12 protein-coding genes are annotated in these 13,216 nt (G+C 68.0%); 4 read left to right on the forward strand and 8 right to left on the reverse strand.

Annotated elements, in window-relative coordinates; translation table 11 throughout:
* Together HUW62_RS39865 and fusA are read right to left on the reverse strand one after the other, a co-directional pair.
* Positions 1 to 1,647 (reverse strand): ABC-F family ATP-binding cassette domain-containing protein (locus tag HUW62_RS39865; protein WP_176437402.1); only part of this gene is annotated, 1,647 nt, incomplete at its 3' end.
* Positions 1,648 to 1,733: 86 nt separating this feature from the next.
* Positions 1,734 to 3,848, reverse strand: a complete 2,115-nt coding sequence (gene fusA / locus HUW62_RS39870; protein ID WP_163867929.1) for an elongation factor G — start codon at positions 3,846 to 3,848, stop codon at positions 1,734 to 1,736.
* A gap of 212 nt (positions 3,849 to 4,060) precedes the next feature.
* Between fusA and HUW62_RS39875 the strand changes: the two genes are divergently transcribed.
* On the forward strand, positions 4,061 to 4,423 hold the full coding sequence (locus tag HUW62_RS39875) for a nuclear transport factor 2 family protein (protein WP_163867930.1): 363 nt from the start codon (positions 4,061 to 4,063) through the stop codon (positions 4,421 to 4,423).
* Positions 4,424 to 4,472: 49 nt separating this feature from the next.
* A complete protein-coding gene (locus HUW62_RS39880) occupies positions 4,473 to 4,814 on the forward strand; it encodes a hypothetical protein (RefSeq protein ID WP_163867931.1) in 342 nt (113 codons plus the stop codon).
* 7 nt (positions 4,815 to 4,821) lie between these two features.
* Here the strand turns inward: HUW62_RS39880 and sthA are convergent, their stop codons facing one another.
* From sthA to HUW62_RS39895, 3 genes are all read right to left on the reverse strand, one after another.
* A complete protein-coding gene (gene sthA, locus HUW62_RS39885; protein ID WP_176437403.1) occupies positions 4,822 to 6,228 on the reverse strand; it encodes a Si-specific NAD(P)(+) transhydrogenase in 1,407 nt (468 codons plus the stop codon).
* A 49-nt stretch (positions 6,229 to 6,277) separates the two neighbouring features.
* The gene (locus HUW62_RS39890; protein ID WP_255203914.1) at positions 6,278 to 8,125 is read right to left on the reverse strand and encodes a right-handed parallel beta-helix repeat-containing protein; all 1,848 of its coding nucleotides are present in this window, start codon (positions 8,123 to 8,125) and stop codon (positions 6,278 to 6,280) included.
* 89 nt (positions 8,126 to 8,214) lie between these two features.
* Positions 8,215 to 9,021: a pseudouridine synthase gene (locus HUW62_RS39895; RefSeq protein WP_163867933.1), complete on the reverse strand. Its 807-nt coding sequence runs from the start codon at positions 9,019 to 9,021 to the stop codon at positions 8,215 to 8,217.
* Between the two features lie 150 nt (positions 9,022 to 9,171).
* Here HUW62_RS39895 and HUW62_RS39900 point away from each other — a divergent pair, with 150 nt between their 5' ends.
* Positions 9,172 to 10,176 (forward strand): alpha/beta hydrolase family protein, encoded by a 1,005-nt coding sequence (locus HUW62_RS39900; RefSeq protein ID WP_176437404.1) that lies wholly within the window; start codon positions 9,172 to 9,174, stop codon positions 10,174 to 10,176.
* Between the two features lie 31 nt (positions 10,177 to 10,207).
* Here the strand turns inward: HUW62_RS39900 and HUW62_RS39905 are convergent, their stop codons facing one another.
* Complete coding sequence (locus HUW62_RS39905) at positions 10,208 to 10,558, reverse strand: DUF2019 domain-containing protein (RefSeq protein ID WP_163867935.1); 351 nt, start codon at positions 10,556 to 10,558, stop codon at positions 10,208 to 10,210.
* Positions 10,555 to 11,913: a hypothetical protein gene (locus tag HUW62_RS39910; RefSeq protein ID WP_163867936.1), complete on the reverse strand. Its 1,359-nt coding sequence runs from the start codon at positions 11,911 to 11,913 to the stop codon at positions 10,555 to 10,557. The genes HUW62_RS39905 and HUW62_RS39910 overlap by 4 nt, the downstream gene beginning before the upstream one ends.
* 294 nt (positions 11,914 to 12,207) lie before the next feature.
* Here HUW62_RS39910 and HUW62_RS39915 point away from each other — a divergent pair, with 294 nt between their 5' ends.
* The gene (locus HUW62_RS39915) at positions 12,208 to 12,792 is read left to right on the forward strand and encodes a DUF2911 domain-containing protein (RefSeq protein ID WP_217911822.1); all 585 of its coding nucleotides are present in this window, start codon (positions 12,208 to 12,210) and stop codon (positions 12,790 to 12,792) included.
* A 101-nt stretch (positions 12,793 to 12,893) separates the two neighbouring features.
* On the opposite strand, the gene HUW62_RS39920 is transcribed toward HUW62_RS39915, so the two are convergent.
* Entirely contained in the window at positions 12,894 to 13,121 is a 228-nt protein-coding gene (locus HUW62_RS39920; protein ID WP_240356693.1) for a hypothetical protein, read from the reverse strand.
* Between the last annotated feature and the right edge of the window lie 95 nt (positions 13,122 to 13,216).

Genomic DNA, 13,216 nt, shown 5'->3' on the forward strand with positions numbered 1-13,216 from the left:
CTCGTCCTTCTTCGGCGCGCCCTTCGCGGCCATGGCATCCGACTGCTCCTTCAGCCGCCGGTACATCGCGTAGTTGCCCTCGTAGCGCGTGACGCGGCCGTTGCCGTCGAACGTCACGATGCTGGTGGCCACCTTGTCGAGGAAGTACCGGTCGTGCGTGACGAGCAGCGTGCTGCCACCGAAGTCCAAGAGCAGCCGCTCCAGCACGTTGAGCGTGACGATGTCCAAATCGTTCGTGGGCTCGTCCAGCACCAGCACGTTGGCGCCCTCCAGGAACAGGCGCGCCAGGAGCAGCCGGTTGCGCTCGCCGCCCGACAGCGCCTTCACCTTCATCCGCTGCATGGGCACGGGGAAGAGCAGGTCGTCCAGGTAGTCGCGCAGGGCGACTTTCTGGTCGCCCAGGTCCACCCAGTCCTCGCCCTGCGAGGCCGCGTCGTACACCGTCATCTCCGGGTCCAACTGCGCCCGGTTCTGGTCGTAGTACGCGACCTTGGTGTTCTTCCCGATGACGAGCTTGCCGCCGTCCGGAGGCAGCTCCCCCAGGATGACGCGCAGGAAGGTCGTCTTGCCCACGCCGTTGGGGCCGACGAGGCCCACGCGCTCGCCGCGCTGGAGCCGGAAGTCCACGCCCTGCAGCACCTTGCGCTCGCCGAAGGACTTCTGGAGTCCCTCCGACTCGATGACGGTGTGGCCCAGCCGGGGCGCGGCAATCACACGCAGGTCGGCGACCTTGGGGCGCTGGAAGCCCTTCTCCGCCATCAGCTTCTGCGCCCGGTCGATGCGCGACTTGCTCTTGGTGCGCCGCGCCTCGGGGCCCCGGCGCAGCCAGGCGACCTCCTGGGCAATCCACCGCTCGCGCTTGTGCTGCGAGACTTCGGCGTTCTCCTGCGCCACCAGCTTCTGCTCCAGGTACGCCTGGTAGTTGCCCGGATAGGACGTGACCCCGCCGCCCGGCTGGATTTCGACGATGCGGTCCACCAGCCCGTCCAGGAAGTACCGGTCGTGCGTGACGAGCAGGAGCGAGCCGGGCAGCTTGTCCAGCTCCTCCTCCAGCCAGTCCACCGTGTCCGCGTCCAGATGGTTGGTGGGCTCGTCCAACAGCAGCATGTCGGGCCGCGTGAGGAGCGCCCGGGCAATGGCCACGCGCTTGCGCAGGCCGCCGGACAGCTGCGCCACCGGCCGGTCCCAATCCTTCACGCCCAGCCTGTCGAGCAGCGTCTTGGCGTGGTGCTCGGTGTCCCAGCCGCCCAGCTGTTCGATTCGGTCCGACACCACGGCCAACTGCTCCATCAGCTTCTCGTGGGCCTCCGGGGGCGAGGCCTCCAGCTTCCGCGCGAGCTCCGCCTGGGCGGCCATCGCCTCGCGCAGCGGGCCCTGGGCCACGGACAGCTCGGAGGCCACCGTGGCGCCCTCGGCGAACTCCGGCTCCTGGGGCAGGTAGGTGACGCGGGCGCCCCGGCGCAGCTGCAACTCGCCCGTGTCGGGCTTGGCGGCCCCGGCGAGAATCTTCATCAGGGACGTCTTGCCCGAGCCATTCACGCCCACCAGGCCCACGCGCTCACCCTCTTCGATGGTGACGGTGAGGCCCTGGAAGACGGTGCGACTGCCGAAGCTGAGCTGGACGTTGGCGGCGCGAAGCAGCGTCACGGTGTTCTGACTCCTGAAAAGGCGAAAGGCGCCCCTCACTGATGAGGAGCGCCTTCCTTACAACCTCGACGTCGCGGTGGCGCGGACTACTTGCGCGCCGCCTGCTCGGCCGCGAGCTTCTCCTTGTACTGAGCCATCAAGGCCTCGGCCTCGTTGCGCGGCACCGGCGTGTACTTGGCGAACTCCATGGTGAACTCGCCCTTGCCCTGCGTCGCGGAGCGAAGGTCCGTGGAGTAGCCGAACATCGCGTTCAGCGGAACCTCGGCCACCGCGGTCACCTGGCCCTCGGCCGTCTCCGTGGAGAGGATGGTGCCACGGCGCTGGTTGAGCTGACCGACGACGGAGCCCTGGAAGTCCTCGGGCGCGGTGACCTCCACCTTCATCATCGGCTCGAGGATGATGGCCTTGGCGGCGGCGTAGCCCTCGCGGAAGCCCATGATGGCGGCCGTCTTGAACGCCATTTCGGACGAGTCGACCGCGTGGAACGCGCCGTCGTTGATGACCACGCGCAACCCGACGACGGGGAAGCCGATGAGGCTGCCCTTCTTGATGGCCTCGTTGAAGCCCTTCTCGCACGCGGGGATGAACTCGCGGGGAATCGAGCCACCGACGATGTCATCCACGAACTCGTACTGCTGCACCGCGTCCGCGGGCAGCGGCTCGATGTAGCCGCACACGCGCGCGAACTGACCGGAGCCGCCGGTCTGCTTCTTGTGCGTGTAGAAGAACTCGCCCTTCTGGCTGATGGTCTCGCGGTAGGCCACCTGCGGCTTGCCGGCCTGGACCTCGCACTGGTACTCGCGCTTCATGCGCTCGATGTAGATCTCCAGGTGCAGCTCACCCATGCCGCGGATGATGGTCTGCCCGGACTCTTCATCGCGGTGCACGCGGAAGGTGGGGTCTTCCTTCGTGAAGCGGTTGAGCGCCTTGGAGAAGTTGGCCAGGGTGGAGCGGTCCTTGGGCGACACGGCGAGCGAAATCACCGCGTCCGGGACGTGCATGGACGTCATCGTGTAGTTCACCGTTCCATCGGTGAACGTGTCGCCGGAGGCGCACTCGACGCCGAACAGCGCGACGATGTCGCCGGCCGTCGCGTCGTTGATGTCGTCCATCTTGTTGGAGTTCATCCGGACGATGCGCGGGACCTTGACCTTCTTCTGGTTCACCTGGTTGAAGATGAAGTCGCCCTTGGTGACGCGGCCCTGGTAGATGCGCATGTACGTCAGCTGCCCGTAGCGGCCGTCTTCCAGCTTGAACGCCAGACCGACGAAAGGCTTCTCCGGGTCGGACTCGAGGATGACCTTCGCCTCGTTGTTCTTCTGGTCCAGCGCCTCGTTGGTCGCCTCCTTGGGGTTCGGGAGGAAACCGCAGACCGCGTTCAGGAGCAGCTGCACGCCCTTGTTCTTGTAGGCGGAGCCGCACATGACCGGCGTCATCTTCAGGGCGATGGTGGCCCGGCGGACGGCGGCGGTGATCATCTCGTTCGGGATGGCGGCGTCGGACAGGAACAGCTCACCGAGCTGGTCGTCGACCTCGGCCACGCCTTCGATCATCTGCTGACGACGGACCTTGGCCTCGTCCAGCATCTCGGCGGGGATCTCCTCCTCGCGGACGACTTCGCCGTTCTCACCGTCGAAGTAGAACGCCTTCATCTGGATGAGGTCGATGAGGCCCTTGAAGCGGTCCTCGGCGCCGATGGGGTACTGGAGCTTCACCGGATGGTGGTTCAGCTTCTCCTTCAGCTGAGCGGCCACGCGGTCATAGTTCGCGCCGGCGCGGTCCATCTTGTTGACGAACGCGATGCGCGGAACGCGGTAGCGCTTCATCTGCCGGTCCACGGTGATGGACTGGGACTGGACGCCCGACACGGAACAGAGGACGAGGATGGCGCCGTCCAGAACGCGCAGGGAGCGCTCCACCTCGATGGTGAAGTCCACGTGTCCCGGCGTGTCGATGAGGTTGATGTTGAACTCACCCCACATCGCGTACGTCGCGGCGGACTGGATGGTGATGCCCTTCTCACGCTCCAGATCCATCGAGTCCATGACCGCGCCCACGCCGTCCTTGCCGCGGACCTCGTGGATCTCATGGATCTTGCCCGTATAGAACAGGATGCGCTCGGAGAGCGTCGTCTTGCCCGAGTCGATATGGGCAGAGATACCAATGTTACGAATCTTGTCGATGGGTGCGTTGGCGGCCACGATCCGGTCCTTCTTTTCTTGAAAGTGCCTGAGGGAACAGAGCAGGCGGGGCCCTTACTTCCCACGGGACTTGGTTTCCAGCCAAATCCGCATGAGGGTGAGGTCTGTTACTCTCACCTTTGCCTACAAATCGGGCTCCACCTTATATACAGGGCAGCGCGGGCGCGCGCAGGTTCGCGGGCTCGGCTGAATTCTTTCGAGGGTTTCCAACCATGACTGCGAGCGAAAACTTCTCCGTGGCCAGAGCCTGGCTGCACGCCTTCAACGCCCATGACGTGGAGGCGCTGGTGGCGCTGTACGCCGAGGATTGTACCCACACCTCGCCCAAGATTCGGGTGCTGCATCCGGAGACGGGGGGGCTCTTGGTGGGCCGGCCGGCCCTGGCGAAGTGGTGGAGGGAGGCCATCGCCCGGCTGCCTGGCCTGCGCTACGAGGAGACGGCGCTGACGGCGGACGGAGAGCGCGTCTTCATGGAGTACCTGCGCCATGCGCCGGGTGAGGCGCCCATGCCGGTGGCGGAGGTGCTGGAGGTGCGCGGGGGCCGGATTGTCGCCTCGCGCGTGTACCACGGTTGAAACGGCCGCTGGCCCCGGGGAATGGGTTAGGGTGGCGCGGCCCAGGAGGATGGACGTGGCGACGAACCCCAGCGCATTCGACAAGGACTTCGGCTACCTGCTCCCCTTCCTGGACAAGGTGGCCGCCGCCGCGGCCGGGCTGCCGGAGGGCTCCGCCCGCGAGGAGCTGACGCGGCTGATGGCGGAGGAGAAGGTCCGCTGGCAGCGCGTCCAGGAGCTCCTGCGCGGTGCCTCCGGGAAGGCCGTGGAGTCTGGCGCCGCGACGCGCGCGCTGGCCCGGGCCTCCGCGGACGAGGTCCACGAGACGGCGCCGAGCCCCTCGGGGCTCACCGTGGGCAGCCTGAAGAGCGTGGGGAGCGTGGGGAATGTGAATCCCCCGCGCCGCCGCTGAAGCGGCTTCAGCCGGTGCCGCGCTTGAGGTGGTCCAACGCGTCGAACGTGGCCGCTTTGTAGGCCTCCGACAGCGTCGGGTAGTTGAAGCAGGTCTCGACGAAGAGGCGCGCGGTGGAGCCGGTGAGCATCGCCACCAGGCCCACGTGGATCAGCTCCGAGGCCTGCTCTCCGATGACATGCACGCCCAGCAGCTTCAGGCTCTCGCGGTGGAAGAGCAGCTTCAGGAGGCCGTACATCTCGCCGATGATCTGCCCGCGCGGGTTGGTGGCGAAGGCGGCGCGGCCGGCCACGTACGGCACCTTCTTCGCGCGCAGCCCCTCTTCCGTCTCCCCGGCCATGGAGACCTCGGGGATGGTGTAGATGCCGTAGGGCAGCACCGTGGCCAGGGCCTGCGGGCCCTCCAGGGTGAAGGCGTGCTCCACCGCGATTCGCGCCTGGTCCATGGAGGTGGAGGCCAGGGCGGGAAAGCCGATGACGTCGCCCACCGCGTAGATGTGGGGCAGCGCCGTCTGGAAGGTGGGGCCCACCTCCACCTGGCCGCGAGCGCCCAGCTTCACGCCGATGTCCTGCAACCCCAGGCCCGTGGTGTTCGCCGAGCGGCCGGAGGCCACCAGCACCTGGTCCGCGTCCACCTCCTCGCCCGAGGAGAGCGTCAGGCGGATGGGCGCCTCGCCCCCGGCGGGCACGTCCACCTTCTCCACCGTCTGGCCGAAGCGCAGGTGGATGCCGAGCGCCTCCATGCGCTGGGCGAGCAGCGCGGAGATTTCGTCGTCGAGGAAGGAGAGGAGCTCGGGCTTCACCTCCACCAGCGTCACGGGGATGCCCAGCGCGGCGAACATGCACGCGTACTCGCAGCCGATGACGCCGCCGCCCACGACGACGAGTGAGCTGGGCAGCCGGCCAATCTCCAGCACCTCGTCCGAGTCATGCACGCGCACGTCGCCGAAGGGGTACAGCGGCGGCCTGTACGGCGACGAGCCGGTGGCGATGAGGATGACGGAGCCGGTGAGGCGCAGGTCTTCCGCGCCCGGGCGGCTCACCCGCACGGTGTGCGGGTCCACGAACGAGCCGACCCCCTGAATCACCTGGACGCCATGCGACTGGAGGTTGTGGCCGATGCGCTCGCGCTCCATGCCCTTCACGCGGCGCTCGCGATAGAGGAAGTCGGAGACGGTGGCCGCGTGGCGCAGCGTCGTCTCCACGCTGTAGAGGCCCCGGGCCTTGAGGCCGGAGAGGTGCAGCGCCGTCTCCCGCAGCGTCTTCGAGGGCAGGGTGCCCGTGTTCGCCGCCGTGCCTCCCAGCACGGGCTCGCGCTCCACCACCGCGACACGCTTGCCCGCCATCGCCGCCTGCACCGCGCCCCACTCGCCGGCCGGCCCTGAGCCAATCACCACCAGGTCAAAGTCCACCATGGGGCGAAGGTACGCGAGGCCACGCGCCCTTTGAAGTCGAACCCGTCTGTCAGGGGCGAGGGCCATAGGCGGGCAGGGGGGCGCCGACTTCGTGGGCCCCCAGGTCCGGTGCCGCGCCGCTGAAGCCGTCGTTGATGTTGGGCAGGGGGGCTCCCGCGTTCTCCACCGCCGAGCCCGCGCGCGGGCGCAGGTCCGGCGCCGCGTACAGCGTCATGGGCGCGGCGGGGTAGGCGACGGACGCGGCGAAGGCGCCGAGGTCCACCTGCACGGCGTTCTTCTCGGTGGTGCTGGCGCGCAGGGCACTCAGGCCGGTGAGGGCGCTGCCCGCCCAGGTGGCGGTGAAGTTGCCGGACGTGGTGCCGAAGCCGTCGTGGTCCAGGTTGGCGCTCGCCGTCACCAGGTCGGGGATGTAGAGCACGCGCCCGTTGGCGTTGCCGCTGCTGTAGCCGTTGAAGGAGCCGCCCGGTCCGCCGAGGAACAGGTTGTTGCGGGTGTAGAGGTTCGCCACGGGCCTGCCGGCGGAGATGCCGAGCCCATCCCCGTGCTTCACCACGGTGTTGTGCAGCAGCACGTCGCCGGAGCTGCCCCGGTACAGTTTGAAGGCGACGTGCACCGCGTTGTAGATGGCGTTGCGGACGAAGTACGTGGGGCCGCCCAGGCTCGGCTGGGACGACAGGGCGATGAAGTTGTTGGTGAGGCGGTTGCCGACAATCCGGCAGTTGTGGAAGCAGAAGTCCGCCTCCACGCCGTCGTCCGCGTTGCCGATGAGGTCGTTGTTCAGGATGTCGATGCTGTACTGGTCCACCGCGGCGTCGTCCTCCATCAGCGAGATGCCGTCGCGGAACCCGGTGACGCGGTTGTTGAGGATGACGTGCCCCGGGCCCGTGACGCAGATGCCCTCGCCCTGGTTGTCGCCGCTGACGCCGAGCGAGGACTCCGCCCACTGCGTGACACCTGTCACCACGTTGTCGGCGATATAGGCGTTCTCCGCGCGCAGGAAGGTGACGACGGCGTCGCCATTGTTCGCGGTGGTGGCGTTGACGGTGGAGCGGGTGAGGACGAAGTGCTTCGAGCCGTTGAAGCGGACGCGGCCGTTGATGGTGAGCCGGTCGAAGTGGACGTAGCTCTGGTTGAACAGGTTGATGGGGCCGGTGAGGACGGTGCCGGTGGTGCCTCGCAGGACGATGGGCTTGCCCTCGGTGCCGCTGCGAGACCAGTCGAAGGCGCTGTAGGTCCCCGCGGCCAGCTCCAGGATGTCGCCCGGCTGCGCGCTGGAGGCGACGGTGGTGAAGGTGGCGGGTGTCACGGCCTTGATGGGCGCGCCCGCCATGGGAGCGGGCACCCCGCGCGTGGTCGCCGTGGCGGTCCGCGTGGTGGTGCCTCCCTCCGGGTCCGTGAGGGTGAGCTCCAACTCGTAACCCGTGCCGGGCTGGAGGCCGAACACGCTGCCGGAGTGACGCAGGCCCCAGCTGAAGCCCTCGTTGGTGCCCGCCGGGATTCGACGCAGGGGGAGCGCCTGCCTCCAGGGGCTCGTGCCGGTGGGACGGAAGCGGACGGAGACGACGCCGTTGGCGTTGGCGTCACCGGTGAAGGCCCACTCCACCGTCAGGTGGTGCAGCGTCGGGAAGGGGAGGGTGATGGCCCCGGGGACGGTGGCGTCGGCGCTGTTCGTCCCGCCATCGGGGGCGATGGTTCCGCTGTCGGGGTGCGCATTCGAGCCCCCATCCGGCTCGGACACGGTGCCGCCGTCCTCGCGGGTGCCACTGTCGACGGGGCCTCCGGAGCCGTCGGGCGTGCCGGGCCCCGCGTCGTCCCGGGTGTCGTCGTCACTTCCGCCACATGCGATGCACAGCAGCAGCAGGACAGCCCAGGACCTTGGCCGGAGGAGAGCGTTCATGCGCCGGGATTCTGCCCGGAGCGTGGACTCACCGCGAGCAATGCCGGTGGCGCGGCAGGTGCGTCAGCCGTCGCCGTGGCACGACGATGTCACTCGCTCGGTGGGGGCCGTCCCGAGTAGCGCAGGCCCTCTTGGATTTCCTTGTCGTCGAGGAGGCGGAAGGTTCCCTCGGGGATGTCGGTCAGGTCGATGCCGCCCACGGCCTCGCGGTGGAGGGCGCGCACGGGGAGGCCCACGGCGCCGAGCATCCGCTTCACCTGGTGGTGGCGGCCCTCGGTGAGGGTGACCTCCACGGTGTGCTCGTCGCGGATGCGCACGATGGCGGGGCGGGCGGGGCCGTCGTCGAGCGTCATCCCCTGTCGGAGGGGCTCCACGCGTTCTTCGTCGGGGGTGCTGAAGACGGTGGCCACGTAGCGCTTGGGCAGTTGCGTGTCCGGGGAGGTGGCGTGGGCGACGAACTTGTCGTCATTGCTGAAGAGCAGCAGGCCGGTGGAGTCCACGTCGAGGCGGCCCACGGCGTGCCACGTGTATCCGGCCAGGTCGGGGGGGAGCTGGCGCAGGAGCACCTCGAAGACGGTGCCGGTGCGGTGCTGGGACACGGTGGAGGACAGCACGCCCGCGGGCTTGTGGAAGGCGAGCACGCGGGTGGCGGGGGCCGACAGCGGGATGACCTTGCCGTCCACGCGCACGACGGAGCCGGGGGGCACGGGCGCGAGGGGCATGAGCGCGACGCGGGCATTGATGGTGACGCGGCCGGCGCGGATGGCGTCGTCGGCCTCCTTCTGCGGGAACACGCCTGCTCGGGCGAGCGCGCGCGACAGCCAGTCCGGCTTCTCCTTGCCCTCCCAGCGCTGGTGTTGCTGTGGGGGCTTGGGCTTGTCGTACTTGCGAGGCATGGGCTTCCAGGGGGCAGGTGACGCGGGGGCGGGTCTCGAGCACCGGGTGTCGTGGACCCGCCGCGAGGGCGGCGTCATATCATCACCCGTTGCCCGCCGTGGCGCATCTCGCCGCCGCCGTCCGGGGGCGGTCGTCGTAGAGTCGCGGGCATGACCTCGCGTGTCGGAACACCGCCTGTCCGGGATGAAATCCGGATGCATCCGCTGGATGGCTTCGTTGCCTCGCTGGCGAGTCACTCGCTGTTCTGTGACGGCTGGGGGGACGAGCAGGCATTCACGGGGCCGGGGCTGTCGGACCGGCTCTGTGCCCTGCCTGGCCCGCTCGCGATGAGCTGGGAGGCGGAGCAGACGCGAGGGCGGCGGTGCTTCCGGGATGGCGCGTTCGATTCGCCCTGGGCGGCGCTGCCTCTGGAGGTCCGTCGCGGAAGGGTGCGGTGGTACTCCTCCAGGCGAGGCCGTGGGCGCGATGCGTGCGTGGTGCTGGCTTCGTCGCGAGACGAGGGGTTCCGGCTGAGGACGTGGCTCTTCGCGGCGCTGGTCGACGAGGGAGTGGACCTCTACTTCCTGGAGAATCCCTTCTACGGGACGCGCCGGGCGACGGGGCAGAAGGGGCCGCACATCCGCACGGTGAGCGAGCAGTTGAACATGAACATCGCGAGCATCGAGGAGGCGCGGGCGCTCGTGGCGCATGCGAGGCGGGAAGGGTACGAGCGCGTCGGGGTGGCGGGGTACAGCATGGGGGGCTACATGGCGGCGCTCGCGGCGGCGACGATGCCGGAGCCCGTGGGGGTCGCGGCGCTCGCGGCGGGAGCCTCGCCCGCGCCCGTGTTCACGAAGGGCGTGCATGGGCGCTCCATCGACTTCAAGAAGCTGGGAGGCTCGCCGGATGAAGCGGCGGCGCGGCTCCGGCTGGCGACGATTCTGGACGCGGCGAATGCGTGTCTCTTGCCGCCGCCCGCGAAGCCGAGCGCCGCCGTCATCGTGGCGTGCGCGAGGGATGCGTTCGTCCCGATGTCCGAGGCGCGGGCGCTTCATGCCCACTGGGCCGGAAGCGAACTGCGCATCCTGGACGCGGGGCATATCTCAGCGCTCTTCACGTCAGGAGCGGCGCTGCGCGGAGCGATACGTGACGCGGTTCATCGCTCAGGGGAGTGACGATAGCCAGAGGGGCTCAGGTGTCGCGCGCTTACTCCGGGTCGAGCGCCCAGGTGCCTTCTTCCCATTGCTGCAGCACCTGCTGGGCTTCAAAGGGCACCAGTCCCTTGCCCTTGGCGGCTTCGTCAAGAACCGCCTTCGCTTCAGCCGTCCGGTAACGAAGCAGATGCGCGGCGGCCGTGACACGTACATCCATGCGCTCATGGGTGAGCAGGACAAGGAGGGCATCACGTCCCGCGTTTCCATGGGCCAGGAGCTTGTCGACGGCGGCACCGTACTTCCTGGCGTGCTTGTTCCCAGTCTTGGCATCACCCTGGAAGATGGCATCGGTCTGCGCCGCTACGTTCAGCGCGAACTGCTCGACCAGTCTTTCCAACTTCATTGCCAGCGCCCCTCCGCCACATTCTCAATAGCCCGCAGCCCGAACTTGCGTTGGGCCTCGTATGACTGTGTGCTCAGCCATTGTCGCACGGTCAAAGTGCTGGAGCCCGTGATGATACGCCGGATCGATGAGTAGAAAGCGCTGACGTCGGTGTGCAGTGCCTTGTCCAGCGGGATGACGTTCTCGGTGTTGTGAATGCTTTGGGGGCCGAACTGCTTCACGTTGCCCGGGGTCTGTTCGACGATGTGATGCCACTGCTTCCCTGGGCCCGCTGGTCCCATGGCCTTCTTGAAGCCACTGAACGTTTCCCAGGCCCTGAAGCCAGTGGGTTGAGCCTTGGCCGTGGTACTGCCACCTGTGCTTCTGGCAGTCATTGCCACTGCGCCGGGTACGAGGGCGATGGTGACGGACTCCGCACTCATTGCCACCGTTCCTACGCCCGCGACCGCCGCGAGACGGATGCCCATTTGTGCTTCGGCCTGCACCGCCGCCTGCGCGGCGCCGGGGAGCATAGGCACCTTCGACCCAAGCCCCGCCGCAGTGTTCCCAATGGCGACCGTGGCCAACATGGCGAACGCGCGTGCCGCGTTGCGGCCCATGACCTTGCCGTAGCGCCCCCCTGCATCGCGCAGTTCGTCAAACGTGGTGGCTTGCTCCGCCTCCTCCACCAGTCGCTTGAAGCCCACGATGAGGCTCCAGAATGTATCGACCCCCACATAGGCAATGAGGGAGGCGGTCATCACGGCGGCCGCGCCCTTCGAGAAAGGCTCGGGCACGGCGAGCAAGATCATGTACGTGGTCCACGTCCAGAGAACCGCGGACATCATGGCCTGGGGGTTGGCCATGTCCTTGAACGCGTCCATCATCTCGTCCATCACCGCGCCCTGGGCCAGGGCCATCGCCAGGGCGTAGCGGCCATCCCCTGTAATGGAGGGGTTCTCCTCCAGGAGTCGCAGGCAATCGCCGGGTTTGTTCGCGTGCTCGCACCAACGCAGGTAGGCGCGCGTCAACTCAACCTCTGTCGCGGGAAGCTCGCCATCCAGGTGTTCGCCCGTGCCCAGAGGGATGACGCGGTGAGTGCGTGCCTCGTAAAGGTATGAACCGCTGCGCGAATCCATCTCGAACAGCCGCCGGGCCGCTTCCTGGGGTCGACTGGGAGGCCGCGCACTCCGGGCTTGCGCTTCTACGGCCTCAACGAAGTCGTCGTCGTCCAGGTCCACCGGCGCGGCATTGTTGCTGCGTGGGGTGAGGACGATGGGCTCGCCGTGGCCCATATGCAGGCGCACGGACTTCATGGTGCCGCTGCATCCAGCCAACAGCGCGAGCAATACGGGAATCGACCAGCGTGACAGCATATGGCGCCTTCATGGCACTGGACCCCTTCCTTGGGGTCCGTCGTCGATGGAAGACCGAGCACTACTAGATAGCGCTGAAATATGCTCCGAACTGGCGCGGTCCACTTTGGGGCGAAGGGCTCGAGGACCTCTCCGCGTCATACGGTGAGGTGGGCACGCATGGCCGCAGCGCAACCGGGTTGGTGGACAGGAGACGCGGGTCAATCGCCTCCGCCCTCACTGACCGGAATTGCGGCTAGGGTGGCGCCGGGTCCTGTTTCCTCCGGGCCCCATTCACACGCAAAGGACGCCCCTATGACGAACCGTCGATTCTCGTGGCACCTGAGCATCCCCGCCCTCGCCGCGCTCTTCCTCCTCGCGGCCACGCCCGCGGCGGCCCAGAAGTCGATTCCTCCCGAGAAGGCTCCCGTCAGTCCCCTCGCCATGACGGCGAAGAAGTTGGACGACAACACCTACGTGAAGGTGACGTACAACTCGCCCCGCATCCAGGACCCCAAGACGGGCGAGAAGCGCCAGGTCTTCGGCAAGCTTGTCCCCTATGGCGAGGTGTGGCGCCTGGGCGCGAACCAGGCCACGGAGCTGACCACCACGGGTGACATCGAACTCGCCGGCAAGAAGCTCGCGGCCGGCACCTACGCGCTCTTCGCCATTCCCCAGGCCGACAAGTGGACCCTCATCGTCAACAAGGATGTCGGCCAGTGGGGCGCGTACAAGTACGACAAGACGAAGGACGTGCTGCGCGTGGACGTGCCCGCGAAGAAGTCCCCGGACACCTACGAGGCCCTCACCATCACCCTCGATGAGAAGGCCCCCGCGCTCAACTTCGCCTGGGAGAACACCCAGGTCTCCGTCCCCGTGAGCGTGGCGAAGAAGAAGTAGTCGCTACAGCCGCGGAGCCGGGTGCGGAGCCGCGCCCGGCCCGCGGTCACGAAGTAGGGGCATCACGAAGTCGCACGGGTCCTGAACGCCTTTCGAACCCGCTACTCGCGCCGAATCGTGTCCGGGTCCTCGCCCTCTGACACGCCCGGAGTCTTGCCCGGTTCATCCTGTGGCATCCGGCGCTCCTCCTCCTGCGCTTCGCCCTCCGCCTTCTTCGGCGTTCGGCCCGGAGCCTCCTCCTCGCGCTCATCCTTCCTGGGCGGCTGGATACCACCGCGCCCCGGTTCGTCGTCGCCCACCACCATCGACTCGTAAGGCATGTGATCCATGCGTCCCCCTCTCGTGGGTTCAGGACTCCTCCCGAAAGGTAGGGCCGTCCCCCGGGCGTGCCGCGTCGGGCCTTGCGGTCGCCCGCCCGCTCGCC

Source organism: Myxococcus sp. AM011, assembly GCF_013372595.1.
Taxonomy (GTDB): Bacteria; Myxococcota; Myxococcia; order Myxococcales; family Myxococcaceae; genus Myxococcus; species Myxococcus eversor.